A 16406-nucleotide genomic window follows, 5' to 3' on the forward strand; every position below is an offset into this window, starting at 1 on the left:
GCACCCGCCCGCCGACTCCCTGCCTGTCAGCTCTCCCTGCCCGTCAGCTCTCCGTGTCCATCAGCTGGAACAGCTCCTCGTCGCTGGCCGACGCCAGGTCAAGAGCCCCGGACGCCAGGTCCAGCTCCTCACCGGGGCCGGCGCCCGTACCGGCGCCCCGCCCTGCCGTCACCGCCCTCAACCGTGCCACCGTCTCCTGCGAGACCTCCGCACCGGCCGTGAGCAGGGACTCCAACTCGGCCACGACGGAGTCCACATCGCGCGCCGCGGCGGTCGGCCGCGCGAGCCGTTCGCGTACGAGACGGACGACGGCGTTCGGCGTGGGGTAGTCGTACACGAGCGTGGCGGGAAGCCGCAGGTCGGTGGCCGCGATCAGGCGGTTGCGCAGTTCGACGGCGTTCACCGAGTTGATGCCCAACTCCTTGAACGTGTGGCTGCCCTCCTCGCCGAGCGGCTCCTGGCCGCCGAGCACGGCCGAGGTCTCGGCGAGGACCAGGGCCAGGACGTGCGCGTCCTGTTCGGCATCGTCGAGTCCGGACAGGCGGGCGGCCAGGCCCGGCGGCTCCTCATCGGCCGGCGTTCCGCCCATGACGGCATCCAGCGCACCCACGACGCCTCCGACGGCAGCCGAGCCCACCGGAGCCGCCGCAGGCCAGAACCGCCGCCGCTGGAACGCGTACGTCGGCAGGGGAACGGGCCGGGCCCCGGGGAGCACCGCGTCCCAGTCGACGGGAGCGCCATGAGCGTGCAGCCGGGCGACCGCGGTGAGCAGGGCGTGCCGCTCCGGCACTCCGGCGCGCAGACTCGGCACCATGGTGGCCCCGGGCTGCGGGCCGGCCGACTCCAGACACTCGTCGATCATCGGTGTGAGCGCCGGCTCGGCCCCCAGCTCCAGGAACCCCGTGACGCGCTCGTCCCGGAGCCGGCCGATCGCGTCCTTGAAGCGTACGGACTGCCGTATGTGCCGCACCCAGTAGTCCGGGTCGCGCGCCTCTTCGTCGGTCAACAGGCGGCCGGAGACGGTGGAGATGAGGGGAATGGCGGGCGCGGCGTAGGACAGGGTGCGGACGACCGCGCGGAAGTCCTCCAGTACGGGGTCCATCAGCGGCGAGTGGGAGGCCAGGCGCACCGCGACCCTCCGGGTCTTGTGGCCGGCGGCGGCGAGCCGCTCCGTGAGCGCGATGAGCGGGGCCTCGGCGCCCGAGAGTACGAGGGAGTGCGGACTGTTGACGGCCGCGATCGACACCGCTTCCGTCAACTCCGCCAGCCACGGCGTCACTTCGTCCTCCGTGATGCGCACCGCCACCATCGCGCCGCCGGACGGCAGCGTGCCCATCAGCCGGCCCCGGGCCGCCACCAGGGTGCACGCGTCCTGGAGAGAGAGCACGCCCGCCACATGAGCGGCGGCGATCTCGCCGGCCGAGTGGCCCACCAGGTGGTGGGGGACCACGCCCCAGGACTCGAACAGCCGGTACAGGGCGACCTGGACGGCGAACAGCGCGGGCTGTGTGTAGGTGGTGTCGTCGAGGAGGGCCGCCTCCTCGGAGTCGGGAGCCGCCCACATCACCGAGGTCAGCGGCAGCGCCAGCAGCGGATCCACCAGGGCGCACACCTCGCGCAGTGCCTGCCCGAAGACGGGGAACGCCTCGGCCGCCTCGCGCCCCATGCCGTTGAGCTGGCTACCCTGCCCCGGGAAGACGAAGGCCGGCCCGCCGCCCGGCGCGGAGTCGTGCGGCATGACGCCGGCCGTTCGCTCACCGCGCCCGAACTCGGCTGCAGCGGCGAGTAGTTGGGCCAGGTCCGCACCGGTGACGACGGCCCGGTGCCGGTGCAGGGCGCGCGTGGTGGCCAGGGCATGGGCGACATCCCGGGCGCGCAGCCCGGGGTCGGCGGCCACGTGCTCGGCCAGGCGTCGCGCCTGCGCGCGCAGCGCGGTCCGGCTCCGGGCGGACAGCACCCAGGGCACGGCCGCGTCATCGGCCGGCTCCAGGACCCGAGCCGCCCCGGACCCGCTCCGTGCGGCCGCTGTCTCTTCTTCCCCTTCCCCTTCCCCGCCCGGCGCCTCTTCCAGGATCACGTGCGCGTTGGTCCCGGTGAGCCCGAACGAGGACACCCCCGCCCGGCGGGTGAGTCCGCTCTCCCGTGGCCAGGGCCGGGCCTCGGTCAGCAGCCGTACCGAACCGGCCGACCAGTCCACCTTGGTCGAGGGAGCGTCCACGTGCAGCGTCCGCGGCAGGACGCCGTGGCGCAGCGCGAGCACCGTCTTGATGACCCCGACGACACCCGCGGCGGCCTGCGTGTGCCCGATGTTCGACTTCACCGACCCCAGCCACAACGGGCGTGCAGCGGGACGCTGTTGACCGTACGTGGCCAGCAGGGCCTGGGTCTCGATGGGGTCGCCGAGAGGAGTGCCGGTGCCGTGCCCTTCCACGGCGTCCACGTCCTGCGGCGTCAGCCCGGCGTCGGCCAGGGCCTGGCGGATGACGCGCTGCTGTGCGGGCCCACTCGGCGCGGTGAGCCCGTTGGAAGCGCCGTCCTGATTCACGGCGGAGCCCCGTACGAGCGCCAGGACGCGGTGTCCGTTGCGCCGGGCGTCGCTCAGCCGCTCCAGGAGCAGCAGCCCCGCGCCCTCCGACCACGCGGAGCCGTTCGCGGCGTCGGCGTACGCCATGGAGCGGGAGTCAGGGGAGAGCGCGCGCAGCCGGGAGAAGTGCGCGAAGGCCGCCGGGGTCGCCATGACGGTGACGCCGCCGGCCAGCGCCAGGTCGGTCTCGCCCGACCGCAGGGACCGGCAGGCCAGATGCAGGGCGACGAGGGAGGACGAGGAGGCGGTGTCGACCGTGATCGCCGGGCCTTCGAGCCCGTAGGTGTAGGCGACGCGCCCGGAGATCGCGCTGCCGGCGGTCCCGGTGATGAGCATGCTCTCCCACGCGCTGGGCGTGGCGGACACCGTGGCGCCGTAGCCGCGGTCCATGGCGCCCGCGAACACGCCCGTACGGGTTCCCTGCACGGACTCCGGGGCGATGCCCGCCCGCTCGAAGGCCTCCCAGGCGGTCTCCAGGAGCAGCCGCTGCTGCGGATCGGTCGCCATCGCCTCCTGATCGGACAGACCGAAGAAGCCCGCGTCGAAGTCGCCCGCGTCGTGCAGGAAGCCGCCTTCGCGCGCGTAGCAGGTACCCGGGCGGTCGGGATCCTCGTCGAAGAGCCGGTCCAGGTCCCAGCCGCGGTCCTCGGGGAAGGGGGACATGGCGTCGGTCCCGTCGGTGAGCAGCTCCCACAGGGCCTCGGGGGAGCCGGCTCCGCCCGGCAGCCGGCAGGCCATGCCGATGATCGCCACCGGGTCGGCGCCGTCCGCCGAGGCCCGACCCGGCTCTTCCCGGGACGGCTCCTCCTGCTCGGCCAGTACGCGCGCGACGGCCCGCGGGGTGGGGGAATCGAAGGCCAGCGTGGTCGGGAGCGGCAGCCCGGTCTCCTCCCGCAGCAGATTCCGCAGCCGTACCGCCTGGATGGAGTCGAGGCCGAGCTGACGGAAGCCGGCCTCGGGGGAGAAGGGGACGGCCGTGCCGTCGCTCCCGAGCACCCGGCCGACGCAGTCGCGTACGAGTTCCAGCGCCTCCTCGACCGTGTCCGGCGGGATCGCGCCGAGCCGGGCCGGAACGGACACCTCCTCAAGGTCGGCGAGCAGCCGATCGAGTGCCCGGCGGTCGAGCTTCCCGGCGGGGGAGAGGGGGAGCTCGGGCACGGAGACCAGTTCGAGGGGGATCTTGTGGTCGGCGAGCCCCAGCCGGCGCAGGAACGCGGCCACTTCGGTCAGGCCGATCGTGCGGTCCGCGTGGTCGGTCACGACCAGGCACGGGTACTCCCCGAGCCGGTCGTCCGGTGCGCCGGCCACGGCCAGCGGGCCCAGGCCCGCGAGACCCGCGAGCAGCCCCTCCACCTCGGTGGCGCTGAACTTCCGGCCGCCCGTGTTGATCAGTTCGGTCGCCCGGCCGTGCAGTACCACCACGCCGTCCGCGCCGACGGCCGCGAGATCGCCGGTCCGCAGCCAGCCGTCCTGGGTGAGGGCCGAGCGCGTCAGCTCCGGCTCGCGGAAATAGCCGCGGAACAGCCCCGGCCCCCGGTACTGGAGCTCACCGGTCTCGTCCGCCGCGCACACCTCGCCGTGTTCGTCGACGACCCGCACCTCCCCGCCGCCGACCGGTCCTCCCACACTGCCCTCGGGGTCGTCGGCCCGGGTGCGGGTGCCGGTACCGATCTCGGACATCCCCCACACCACGACCAGGTCGCAGTCGAGGAGGGCGCGTACCTGGGCGGCGAGCGCGGGCGCGACGGCGGCCCCCGCCGTACGCACCTGGCGCGGCGCGAAGCCCGCCGGCCCGTCCGTCCCGGCCAGCTTGTCGACGACATCCCGCAGCTGCGTGGGTACCGCGAAGACGACGCGGGGGTCGTGCTCCCGCGCCAGCTCCAGGAAGCGGTCCGCATCCCAGCCGGTGAGCAGCACCTGCCGGGAGGCGGCGAACAGCGCCGCGTGCATGGCCTGGAGACCGAACAGGTGGGTCATCGGGCAGGCCATGAGGACCGTGGCGGCGAAGGCATCGGCGGCCTCGGCGGTGACGGCCGCGGTGTTCGACAGCAGGCCGTCGTGGCTGTGCACACACAGCTTGGGCCGCGCCGAGGTCGTCCCGGACGAGGGGATCAGGACGAGCGGCAGGTCGGGTGTGACGTCGACGGGGCGGGGCGCGTTGCCCGCCCAGGCCGCCAGCAGCCCGTCCAGCGACCCGGCACCCGCCTCCTGACAGCCCTCCTCCGATGCCCCGGTCAGCAGCACGTCGCGCAGTGACGGCACACGGTCCAGGAGCGAACGGGCCGTCGCGGCAGTCTCGCTCCCGGAGGCCGACAGGACGAGCAGGACGGGTTCCGCCCGGGTCAGCAGCGCATGGACCTCGCAGGCCGCGGTGTCCTGGTGGACGGGCAGCAGCACCGCTCCGACGGCCGCGACGGCCAGGTGCAGGGTCTGCAGCTCCCAGCAGTTCGGCAGCTGCACCGCCACCACGTCGCCGGGCGCGACGCCCGACTCCTGCAGACCGCGGGCCAGCGCGCCGACGTCCGCGCGCCACTGTGCCCACGTCCACGAGCGGTCCCCGTCGACGACGGCCACGGCGTCGGGAGCGGATTCCACGGCGGCCTCGAACACACCGGACAGCGTGCAGCCGCCCAGTGCAGCCGCCGCGTCGGTGGGCGGCTGGATCGCGTAGTCATCTGTGTGGACGGGCACCATCACTCCCGGATCTCAAGCACTCTCGTCATGGGTGGGGACAGGCCGGGGTTCGGACACGGGCTCCCGCCCGGGTCGGGTCTCAGCCTTCGTGCACGGTGATCGCCCGCGACGGACACAGGGCGCCCGCCAGCCGGGCCGCGGACTCCTGGTCGGCGCCGGGCTCGGCGAGGAGGGTGACGAGTCCGTCGTCGTCCTGGTCGAAGAGCGCGGGCGCGTTCAGCACGCACTGGCCCGCCCCCACGCAGCGGTCGAGGGCAACGGTGATACGCATGTCGATGTCTCTCCTGCGGTGAATGTGGGCCGCCCGGCGACCGGCGGCACGCGCCACCGGGCGGGGAAGGGTGGTTACCAGCGGACCGGAAGCTCGTGCAGCCCGTAGAGCACGCCGTCGTACTTGATGCCCAACCCGTCGATGGGCACGTCGAGTTCGAGGTTGGGAATGCGCTCGAAGAGCTTCCGGTAGGCCACCTCCATCTCGACCCGCACCAGGTTCTGCCCCAGGCACTGGTGCACGCCGTAGCCGAAGGCCACGTGATGGCGGGCGGACCGGGACGGGTCGAACGTGTGGGGGCACTCGAAGACGTTCTCGTCGTGGTTGGCCGCGGCGACCAGCGGCACGATGCCCTCGCCCGCCTTGATGAGCTGCCCGGCGATCTCCACGTCCTCGACCGCCACCCGCAGGGACACCAGGTCGGCGACGGAGTGGAAGCGCAGCGTCTCCTCCACGGCCCGATCGTCACCCACCCACTGCGGGTGCGTCAGCAACGTCACCACGCCGAGCGCGATGTTGTTGGCCGTGGTCTCGTGGCCGGCGATGAGCAGCAGCATCAGCACGCCCGACAGCTCCTGGGGAGCGATGGCGCCGTTGGCCAGCAGGCGGCTGACCAGGTCGTCGCCGGGCCACTTCTCCTTGATGGCGATCAGCCGGATGACATAGCGCAGCAGGTCCTTGCCGGCGGACTTGCGCTGCTCCTCGGTAGCGGAGCGGAGGGAGACCAGCACGCGGGTCCGGGACTCGAAGAACTCACGGTCGGCGGCCGGCACTCCGAGCAGCGAGGAGATCACCAGAGAGGGAATGGGCAGCGCGAAGTCGGCAACGAGGTCGGCGGTGTTGCCCGCGGCCAGCATTTCGTCCAGGCGCTTGTCCACCGTGCGCTCGATCGCGGGCCGCATCGCGCGTACGCGCCGCACGGTGAACTCCGGGATGAGGGCCTTGCGGAACCGGTCGTGCTCGGGGGAGTCCATCCCCACGAACCAGCCCGGGATCTGATCCTGCTTGGGCACTCCCACGGTCTCCCCGACGTTGGGGAATCCCTCGTGCTCGGGGTTGGAGCTGATCTTGGAGTTGGTCAGTACGGCGCGGACGTCCTCGTGCCGGGTGGCCAGCCACACCCGCTTGCCGTCGGGCAGGTGCGAGAGGACCAGCCCCCGTCGGTCGCGGTAGTCGGCGTAATGGGGCGGCGGGAACGGCACGCCGGGCTCGCGCAGTGGAAATTCGACCACCAGCGGATCCGCCGCGGGTGCGGCCGGGTCCGTCACGTCCGTGGCCGGAACTTCCTGTGCCGAGGCCGGGCAGGTTCGCGATGCGGCCGGGCCTGTGTGCGTCATGGGTCGGTATCCCCTCTCGGACGGTCCGTCAGCCGGCGTCGTAGAACGCGCGGATCCTGTCGGTCACGAAGTCCTGGTCGGCGGCCGTGAGTTCGGTATGCGTGGGCAGATACAGCCCGTCCTCGGCAAACGCATTCGCCTTGAGCGAGGGCCAGTCGGGTCGGTGATACATGGGCTGCCGGGACATCGGCTTGAAGAACAGCCGGGTCTCGATCGACTCATGGGCGAGGAATTCCCGCAGCTCCTCGCGGCGTTCGGCCCGCAGGTCGTACATCCACAGCACGTCCCGTGGCGGCATCAGCGTGATACCGGGAATTCCGGCGAGCCCCTCGTCATAGCGCCGCTCGATCTCACGCCGGGTCTCGAGGATGTCGTCGAGCCGTTCGACCTGGCCGAGTGCGACGGCGGCCTGCATGGCCGTCATGCGGAAGTTGTAGGCCACTTTCTTGTGCAGGAAACTGTGGTCCTTGGTGAAGGCCATGGCCCGCAGATGTGCCAACTGCCCGGCCAGCTTGGGGTCGTCGGTGAGGCAGATGCCGCCCTCACCCGCGGTAATGATCTTGTTGGCGAACAGCGAATAGCACGCGATGTCCCCCACCGGACGGATGCCATGGGCCTCGGCGCTGTCCTCCACGACCCGCAGGTTGTACTGGTACGCGATATCCATCACCGCGTCCATGTCGCAGCGCCGGCCATAGATGTGGACCGGCATCACGGCCTTCGTGCGCGCCGTGATCTTCTCCTCGATTCGGGTGACATCGATATTGAGGTCGTCCGCGCAGTCCACGAACACGGGCGTCGCACCGGTATAGGTGACCGCCCACGCCGAGGCGATCATCGTGAACTCCGGAACGATGACCTCGTCACCCGGGCCGATACCCAGCGCCCGCAGCGCCAGCGTGAGCGCCGCCGTCCCCGAGGAACAGGAAACGCCGTGCGCGATCCCGTTGTAATCGGCGAAGGCACGCTCGAACCTCTGGACCATCGGGCCCTGAGAAGATATCCAGCCGTCCTCGACGGTGGTGGTCAGGTACTCCAGCTCTCTGCCGTTCAGAGCGGGCCTGGACACCGGGTACTTGAAAGACATCCGCTGCCTCTTTCTGGTCTTTCTCGTGGTCCTCGTACGTACGTGGGTGCTCGCGCGGCCTTACGCCGGGGCCGGGGCCAGGGCCGGATGCCCGAGGAGCAGCGCGGCGGCGGTCTCACGGCCGCCCGCCGCACGCTGCAGGGCACCGAGCCGCTGCGCGTTCTCATGGAAGGAGGGGGTCTCGAGCACCCGGGTGAGTTTGTCGAGCACGTCGTCGACATCGATGTCCCGCGGCCGGTCGAGGGTCAGACTGATGCCGAAGTCCCGGCCGCGCACGGCCTGGTCGTAGCAGTCCACCCACAGCGGCCGCACCACGAGCGGCTTGCCGAAATACACGCCCTCGTTGAAACCGTTGCCGCCGCCATGGGTGAAGAACACCTTCACGTTCGGATGCGCCAGAACGTCCAACTGCGACGGAACCCAGCTCTCGATACGGAGATTCGCCGGCAACGACTCCTTCGGCGGCAGCAGATGCTGCTGTTCCGACGGCAGTTTCCACAGCACCTGGTGCCGCCCCTCGAGCCGACGGGTGACCTCCACCATGGAATCGACCTGGTTCCGGGTGAGCCGGGTGATCGTCCCGAACCCCGCATAGACGACCGAGGACTGTTCATCCAGCCACTGCGAGAGAGAGTCGTCCTGCTGGGATTCCGGCAAGGGCGGCACCATCGCACCGACCAGCCGCACCTTCTCCGGAATGTCGAAGGGGTAGTCCAGCTCGGCGATCGAATTGCACAGCACCAGATCGGCGTGCTCGATCCGCGCCATCGGACTGAGCGGCCCGAGCCCGTGCGCCTTGCGCCGCCGGTTGTCCTCCGCGACCACCTTGCCCATCTCGGGCGTGCAGAACATCGCCAGCGTCCGCCATTTGAAGAGTGCATTGCTCATGCGCTGGGCGAACGTCATCGGGCGCGGCAGCCCCGTGTGCGGCACGGGGTAGTCCCGCGGGGTGTAGCCCTTGGCGAAAGGCGTGAATGCCGTCAGCACGTTGCTCGGCACGAACGGCACACTCAGCACGAAGGGAATCTTCCGAGAAATCGCCAACTCGATCCCGAAAGCACTGATGCAGTCGATGACCATCAGCGCCGGCCGCACCTCGTCGACGACGGCCGCCAGTTTACGGAATTTCTCCTCGTGCCGTCCGGGCTTGTAGGACTGCCGGATCACCGCGCGATGCGCCTTGAAACGCGAGGACTGAGTGATCTCGCGATAGACCGCGTCGTCCCACGTCACCGCCGACAACTCGGTGACCACCTCACCCAGCGAGGCGAACTCCACCTCGGACCCGACCGATATGCGCTTCACATCCTCGCGCCGGGGCTCATCGGTGGCGAACCAGATATCCGGCACATTCTGGCGGGAGAGCTCTTCGGCGAGCACGAGCAGTGGATTGGCCAGCCCGCTCTCCGGAAGACTGACGAAGAGGATCGGCCGTCGGGCGGATTCCATGGATTCCCTTTCGCGAGGACAGGCGGGGTTCGGCGAGCACCCCCTCGTGCGGATCGACTGGCCGCACCCCCCTTTGATCTCACGCCGTCCACCGGAAAATCCGTAGACCCCGGCCGGTATTTCGGAGCGGGAGCGAACGCCGGACCTCCGCCACCGCGAACGCCGCATGGCGGGTGACGAACCAACGCCGCATGGCGGGTGACGAACTCCTGCCATGCGGCGGCACATCGGCCCGCTGCGGTACCGCGCCCCGTAAAGGGCACGGGGAACCGCACGGCGGCCGCGGACGACCCGCAGCGAACGGGCCGCAATTCCGGCGGAGCGTTCAGGACGCGGTCTTGACGTCCTCCGCGATGATCCGCTCGATGTTTCGCTCGGCCAGGGCCGTGATGGTCACGAAGGGGTTGACCCCGATGGATCCCGGAACGAGCGCGCCGTCCGTGACATAGAGGTTGCGGTAGCCGGCGACCCGGCCGTACCCATCGGTGGCCTTGCCCAGCACGCAGCCGCCGAGCGGGTGGTAGCAGAAGTCGTCGGAGAAGTTCTTCAGCTGCGGCCCGAACAAGTCGTAGCGGTACATCGTCGTGTTGGCCTTGTTGATCCGGTCGAAGAGCGACCTCGCGGCGTCGACCGAGGGCGTGTTCTGGTCCCGGGTCCAGCGCAGCACGGCCCGGTCGCTGGCCTTGTCGTAGACGAAGGTGCCGCGCTCGGGGTTCTTGGTGATCGCCAGATAGAGGCTGACCCAGGTCTCCAGGCCGGCCGGCATCGGCGCGATCTCCGCGAAGACCGGGGCGGCGGGGTTGTTCCAGTCGTCGATGCCCAGGGCGGGAATCGACGACTGGTGGGCACCGGTGGTGTTCCAGACGTGGTTGGCCCGGCCGGTCATGATGTTGCCGTTGGGGCCCCAGCCCGCGCCGACCTCGGAGTTGAGCTCCGGCAGCGTACCGGTGTCCCGGGCGCGCACCAGCAGCTCGGTGGAGCCGAGACTGCCGGCGCCGAGGAACAGATGGCGACAGGCGATCTCCTTGTGGGCGACGGTCTTGCCGTCGGCGTCCATCTGGTCCACGGACAGCACATAGCTGCCGTCCGGCTGCTGACGGATCGCTTTGACCTGGTGCAGGGTCTCGATGGTGACCTTGCCGGTGCCGAGCGCGGCGGCCAAGTAGGTCTTGTCCAGGCTCTGCTTGCCGTGGTTGTTGCCGTAGATGACCTCGCCCGCCAGCGCGGACTTGGGCACCTCACCGGCCTCCTCGCGTCGCATGTGGTCGAAGTCGTAGACGTTGGGGACGAAGGTGGTGCTCAGGCCCGCCTTGCCCGCCTGTTCGCGCGAGACCCGCGCGAACTTGTACCACTCCGTCTTCTCGAACCAGCCCTGGTCGATGTGGTTGACCTTGAGCATGGAGTTGGCGCGCGGGAAGTACCGCTCGTACATCTGCGAGGCGTCCACCTGCGGCAGCACCTCCTCGAAGTACGCGCGCTTCGGTACGACGGCCATGCCGCCGTTGACCAGCGAGCCGCCGCCGACACCCCGCCCCACGTACACCGACATCTGGTCGAAGTGCACCTTGTCCAGCACTCCCGCGTACGGGGTGATGTCCCGGTTGATCACATCCAGCCACAGGAACGAGCCCAGCGGGGCCTCGGTGCGCGACTTGAACCAGCTCGACCGGCGGTCGGGCTTGAGCATTCCGCAGAAGACGTTGCCGTCGTCCGCGGGCTTGTTCCACAACTGGCCCATTTCGAGCATGAGCGTCGGAATCCCGGCCTCGCCGAGCCGCAGCGCGGATACCGCGGCGCCGTATCCCGTACCGATCACCACGGCCGGTACGAACGAGCCGCTGTCGGCCTGCGGACCCCGCTTTTCGGCGGCCGAGGCGCGCGGGGCGGCGGAAATCGTGGTCATTCCGGCGACGGCGGCGCCACTGAGCGCCGCCAGTCCGAGCAGACGGCGCCGCGACAGATGCTGGTTCTGCTGGTTCTCGAACACGCTGATAGTACCCCGACCTTCGCGAACAGGACTTTTCCCCGCAGGGCTGTTCCGCGGGGTTGTTCCGCGGGGCCGTCCCGGTGGGAATCGCGGGCTGTCATCGGCCCGAGCCGCCGCGTTCTCCCATCCTCAGCACGAAAGACTGCGGGAAATGGCAGAGGTTCAACGGCCGTTGACCGCCGCTGACCGCCTACAATGCGACGCCCTACCGCTCGACGCCCTACCGCTCGACGCCCGACGGCAGTCCGAGGAGATGTGCACGGGCGGTGCACGGGCGGTGGCCCGGGGTTCCGCTCGTCGGAACCGGCCCGCGACCCGGGCCATGGCCGGGCCGCACACGGCCCGCCAGTGGGCAGGGCCTACGCTACGGCCCGAAGCCACCGCACGATCGTCAGGAGTCCGCACAGCCTCCGATGATCACGCGATGGCCGTCCCTATGGCCGTCCCTATGGCTGTCCCTATGGTCATCCGGGCCGACCCGACCCCGCAAGATCGTCCTGATCCGGCCGTTCCCTCCACTCCCCGCTGCCGGGCGCGGGTGCGGTTCAGAGTTTGTCGGCCGCCCGGACGTGGTGGAGGTGGATGAGGATGTCGTAGGCCCGGCCGAGGGCGAGGGTGGGCAGGGGGTCGGGGGTGAAGGTCGAGCCGGCGTCGTAGACCGGCCGGGCACGGCCGAGCCAGGCGCGGGCCGCCGCGGGTGCGGTCCGCAGGTCGAGGTAGAAGTCCCGGTACCCGACCCGGTCCAGGATGTTCTCGTTCATGCCGGGGCGCGCCGCCGGGACGGTGACCGGCTTCCAGTCCCCGTCCAGGGAGGCGTCCTTGGTGAGGAAGGAGCCGCCGGCGAAGCTGAAGCCGATCGCGGCGTAGTCACGGCCCAGACGGTCGCGCAGCACGGCGCCCTGGGTCCGCGGGTACATGTCCGGATGGGTGGAGAGGTACCCGACATGGCCGTTGTGCGCCGACAGCAGCATCTTGTGGCCGGTGTGGCGCTGCCACCACAGCACGTTGTCGGCCATGGCCTGGTCGCGCAGGTGCTCGGCGGCGGTGACCGAGGCCGGGTCGGCGAGGTCGATGGTGGCGAAGGCGAAGGTCTGCGCGATGTTCCGGGCGTGCTGCACCGTCCACGCGTAGTCGTTGCCGCCGGCCTGATCGTGCTCGGCGACCAGGTCGAGTGCCTCCTGGGCACGTGCGGCGTTCTCCTTGCGCTCCGCGAGCGGCTTGCGCAGGTAGGCGAAGATGTCGTCGAAGGGGCGCAGCCCGGCGTACAGCTCGGTGAGCCGGGGCAGCGCCTGCGGCCGGGTCTTGCCGACGGACGACAGCACGCGCTCGAAGATGTGGTCGCCGAGCTTCGGCCCCGCGACGTCGTCCCCCATGAAGTGGACCCGGTGGTCGGGGTGGCGGCGGTTGTGCTCGCGCATCCAGCCGATCAGGCTGACGAACTCCTCGCGCTCCCAGGGGGATCCGGCCAGTGTCTCCTGCGCGATCCGCCGCGGGTCGCCGGGACCGCCCTGGAGGTACTCGTCGATCCTGAGCCCTGCCGACCAGCTCATCTCCAGGGCGAAGGTGGTGAAGCCGCGCTCCTCGACAAGGTGCCGGAACACGCGTTCCTTCATGGCGAAGAACTCGTGCGAACCGTGCGTGGCCTCGCCCAGCCCCACCACCTTCGCGTCCCCGACCATGGCGCCCAGCGCCCGCAGGTCTGCGGTTCGGCCGCCGGGCTCAGTGGAGCGCAGCGGGTGAGCGGCCCGTTCCAGGGACCGTACGAGGGCCGGTTCCCGGTTCGCTGCGCCGGAGTCGGCGGACGCGGTCGATGCAGCGGACCCAGCGGGTGCGGTCGAGCCTGCCGGCACGGTCGGTGCCGCGGCAGCCACGGGGGCGGCCAGCGCCGTGGCGGCGAGCACTCCCGTGAGTGCGAGCAACCCTCGCCGGCCGGTCGTTCTCCTGTACCCGTGCATTCTGATCACTCCTTGCGTGCGGCGGCTCCCCGAGCCGATGAAGTGATCTTCGTGTGCTGTGGCGCAGACCGCGCTGGGGTGCCCCACCGAATTCCTCCGGGGGACACCCTTGGTGCTGAGCCGGGGGTTAACCCCCGCACCCCACCGTTCGTGCTCCCTGGGCAGGTAGCGGCACGGAAGCCGGGCGTGATGGACGTGGGGGCCGGACCACCCGGCATCGGCAGTCCTGGGGTTCAGGCCGTCTGAGGTTCGTGGGTGCACCGAAGGGGCAATCGGGCGTTTCTGGTCGTTCCAGGATTGCCGCCTGGAGCGTCTTCCCAGGTCAGGAGAGTTCGGCGCACTCGCCGGACCTCGTCGACGGGGAGGTGGGACGGGTGCTTCTTCGCCTCCCCGACCGGCTCGTTGCGGCCTGGGGCACAGCCCGGCCATTCAGCGGCCGGCGCCAGAGTTGACGTTGCTCCGCAATCCGGTCGTGGTCGAGTCGGACGTTTGCCGAAGCGTGAGTGCGACGACGACGGTGACGCACATCGCCGCGGCGCCGAGGCAGGACGCTGTCACGTATCCACCTCGACTTGGTTCTCGTCGACGGGCGCCGTCATCCGGCGCAGCAGTTCTGCAGTCTCCGGCGGGTATGGCGCTTGCGGCGACATTTTCCGTGCGGGCACGAACTGCCCCAGTGCTTCGATTTTCAAATCGCCGGAGGGAGCATAGTGTTTCTGAAAACGAAGCACCAGCCTGCGTGGAGAGGAACCACTGAGCGATGCCCTCAACCCCCAGACCAGGTAGCCCCGTCCGCGACTCCAGCACGGGACGCCCGCTCATGGCGGCACTCGACCTCTTCGGCCGACGCTGGGCCTTGCGGATCCTGTGGGAACTGCGCGATCAGCCTGTGGGCTTCCGGGCGTTGCAGCAGCGGTGTGACGGCATGTCATCGAGCGTGCTGCGGCAGCGGCTGCTCGAACTGCTGGAAGCGCGACTGGTGGAGCGCGGCACCGATGACAGCTACTGCCTGACAGCACTCGGCAAAGAGGCGTGCGACACGCTCGCCGGCCTGCACGGTTGGGCGGAATGCTGGGCCGCCGACCTCAAGACGCCCGGCCCCATGGGGGAGACGCCGTAACCGGCCAAACCGGCAAACTCCCCCGGCAGACGAAAGCTCCGCTGTTCGGCGGGCTGGGTTCCTTCGCCCTCAGCGACCCCTGGCATCCGAGCAGAAGCGAGGAAGACAGAGGAAACAAGGGACTTCTCCGTAACAGCGGCTCGCCATGCCGTCACCCTGGCGCTTGCGGAGGACGGCTCGCACGACGACATCGCCACGCGCTGGAGCGTGGCCGCGGGGCTGCGCGCAGGCATGGCCGCCGAGGACCGCGACACACTCATCGACGTGGAGGTGGAGACCGTCGCGGAAGCCACGAGGGTGCTGCGATCGCGCGGCTGAGCGAGGGCCTCTTCGGACGGGACGGCCGGCCCCTGTTTTGGGCGCGCCCCTGTCGAGGCTTTCACCGCCCCGGATCCGCGCCTGCGGCGCGAGCCGTACTCCGGGGAGCCGACAGTGTCAGGGGGTCCGCGTCCGCCTCATGAGGGCCTCGGCATCCGCGGCGATGTCCGCCACGATGCGGCCCGCCGGGGCGATGTCGTGGACGAGCCCGGCGCTCTGGCCCGCGTAGAGGGCGAGAGCCTCCACATCGCCCGACATGCCGGGCACGGGGACCATGTCGTCGTAACGTGACCAGGCCCGTCCGTCGGCGCTCCGGGCCACCACGGCGCCTTCGCCGGGGCGGTTCGGCACGGTTGGGCGATCCGCGGCCTCCCAGGCGCGGAGCGTGGAGTTGCGCAACGCTCGATGCGGGGCGTTGGGCCAGCCGCCGTCGAAGCACCGCGTGTGCACCGCGTCCTGCGGCGCCGCCTGGATCACGGCTTGACGGTAGACCTCGTGCGTGGCCGCCTCTGATGCCGTCAGGAATCGAGTGCCCAGCCATCCGGCCTGGCCCCGAGAGCCAGTGCGGCGGCGACCCCGCGCCCATCGGCAATGCCGCCGGCCGCGATGACGGGCACCGGGTGCACAGCGTCCACGACCGCGGGCACGAGCGTCATCGTGGTGACCTCCCCGCGTACGTGGCCGCCTGCCTCACACCCCTGGGCCACGATCACGTCGACGCCGGCGGCAACGGCGCGTTCGGCCTCGGAGACGGAACCGACCGTGTGGAGGTGAAGGGCACCGGCCGAGTGTGCGCGTTCGGCGACGGCCGAGGGATCACCCCAGAACGTCGAGATGACCGGCACGCTCTCCGCCAGGCAGGCGTCAAGGAGCTCATCGACCGGGAAGTCGAGCACCAGGTTCACGGCGAAGGGTCTCGACGTCATCCGCCGGACCTCCCGGACCTGTTGCACCGCCTCCTCGGCGGTGACCCACGTCAGAGCAAGGGTGCCGAGTCCTCCCGCGTCCGCCACCGCAGCCACCAGCTCTGTGGTGACCGCGGACCCGATGGGGGCCTGCACCACAGGTACCTCGATGCCCAGTTGCCGGCACAGAGGTGTGGTCAACATCGCCATGCTGTCCTCCTCATGCGGGGCGCTTCGGTTTCCAAATCATCTGGCGGACCTTAGTGTTGCGGAAACCGAAACGCCAGGGCTGTGGATCTCCAGGAGCGCAGGAGCACCGCGACGGTCACATCGGGCCGCGGCGGGAGCGGATGGGCGGGACTCTGCGCACGAGAGGCTGCAGGCCCAGGCTGTCGTGGGTGGTGGCGGCGGAGATGCGCGGCGGAGATGCCCAACGACAGGAGTAGCCCGTTGCGGTCGGTGATCAGGTGGATTTTCGATCCGCTCCTCGACGACGGCTCCAACGGGGACGTCCTCCTCGGTTCGCCCCCCGAGGGAATCCACGTAGTCCCCAAGGGCGGCAAGCTGGTCCTCCGCGTCCTCGTGCTCTACCCGGCGCAGGACGATGCGTACAAGCGGCTCTACGGCCTCTTCGCCAAGTCGCTGTCCGAGTAGCGGCGACCGCCGCGGGGTCCGGCAGCGTCCCCTGGACGCTGCCAG

9 protein-coding genes and 2 pseudogenes are annotated in these 16406 nt (G+C 70.5%); 2 read left to right on the top strand and 9 right to left on the bottom strand.

The window, feature by feature from the left end; genetic code table 11:
• Window positions 1-43 precede the first annotated feature (43 nt).
• The 7 genes from ACIGWZ_RS01660 to ACIGWZ_RS01690 all read right to left on the bottom strand — a co-directional run bounded on the left by ACIGWZ_RS01660 (window position 44) and on the right by ACIGWZ_RS01690 (window position 13364).
• Window positions 44-5278: a beta-ketoacyl synthase N-terminal-like domain-containing protein gene (locus tag ACIGWZ_RS01660; RefSeq protein WP_400059682.1), complete on the bottom strand. Its 5235-nt coding sequence runs from the start codon at window positions 5276-5278 to the stop codon at window positions 44-46.
• Window positions 5279-5357: 79 nt separating this feature from the next.
• A complete protein-coding gene (locus ACIGWZ_RS01665) occupies window positions 5358-5549 on the bottom strand; it encodes a ferredoxin (RefSeq protein WP_400059684.1) in 192 nt (63 codons plus the stop codon).
• 74 nt (window positions 5550-5623) lie between these two features.
• Window positions 5624-6886 (bottom strand): cytochrome P450, encoded by a 1263-nt coding sequence (locus tag ACIGWZ_RS01670; protein ID WP_400059686.1) that lies wholly within the window; start codon window positions 6884-6886, stop codon window positions 5624-5626.
• A gap of 28 nt (window positions 6887-6914) precedes the next feature.
• On the bottom strand, window positions 6915-7973 hold the full coding sequence (locus tag ACIGWZ_RS01675) for a DegT/DnrJ/EryC1/StrS family aminotransferase (protein ID WP_400059688.1): 1059 nt from the start codon (window positions 7971-7973) through the stop codon (window positions 6915-6917).
• 60 nt (window positions 7974-8033) lie between these two features.
• Window positions 8034-9422 (bottom strand): glycosyltransferase, encoded by a 1389-nt coding sequence (locus ACIGWZ_RS01680; protein WP_400059691.1) that lies wholly within the window; start codon window positions 9420-9422, stop codon window positions 8034-8036.
• A gap of 325 nt (window positions 9423-9747) precedes the next feature.
• Window positions 9748-11409, bottom strand: coding sequence for a GMC oxidoreductase (locus ACIGWZ_RS01685; RefSeq protein WP_400059693.1), 1662 nt, complete (start codon window positions 11407-11409; stop codon window positions 9748-9750).
• Between the two features lie 545 nt (window positions 11410-11954).
• Window positions 11955-13364, bottom strand: coding sequence for an erythromycin esterase family protein (locus ACIGWZ_RS01690; protein WP_400059695.1), 1410 nt, complete (start codon window positions 13362-13364; stop codon window positions 11955-11957).
• A gap of 820 nt (window positions 13365-14184) precedes the next feature.
• Between ACIGWZ_RS01690 and ACIGWZ_RS01695 the strand changes: the two genes are divergently transcribed.
• Window positions 14185-14484: a winged helix-turn-helix transcriptional regulator gene (locus tag ACIGWZ_RS01695; RefSeq protein WP_400059697.1), complete on the top strand. Its 300-nt coding sequence runs from the start codon at window positions 14185-14187 to the stop codon at window positions 14482-14484.
• A gap of 435 nt (window positions 14485-14919) precedes the next feature.
• Here ACIGWZ_RS01695 and ACIGWZ_RS01700 read toward each other — a convergent pair.
• A pseudogene (locus ACIGWZ_RS01700) lies at window positions 14920-15917 on the bottom strand (NAD(P)H-dependent flavin oxidoreductase).
• Between the two features lie 121 nt (window positions 15918-16038).
• A pseudogene (locus tag ACIGWZ_RS01705) lies at window positions 16039-16195 on the bottom strand (IS5/IS1182 family transposase); the annotation flags it as partial.
• On the opposite strand from ACIGWZ_RS01705, the gene ACIGWZ_RS01710 reads away from it, so the two are divergent.
• Window positions 16167-16361 carry a hypothetical protein gene (locus ACIGWZ_RS01710; RefSeq protein WP_400059699.1) on the top strand — a complete coding sequence of 65 codons (195 nt, stop codon included), beginning with the start codon at window positions 16167-16169 and terminating at the stop codon, window positions 16359-16361. The pseudogene ACIGWZ_RS01705 and the gene ACIGWZ_RS01710 overlap by 29 nt on opposite strands.
• Window positions 16362-16406: the final 45 nt, after the last annotated feature.

Source organism: Streptomyces sp. NPDC053427, assembly GCF_044544985.1.
Lineage (GTDB): Bacteria > Actinomycetota > Actinomycetes > Streptomycetales > Streptomycetaceae > Streptomyces.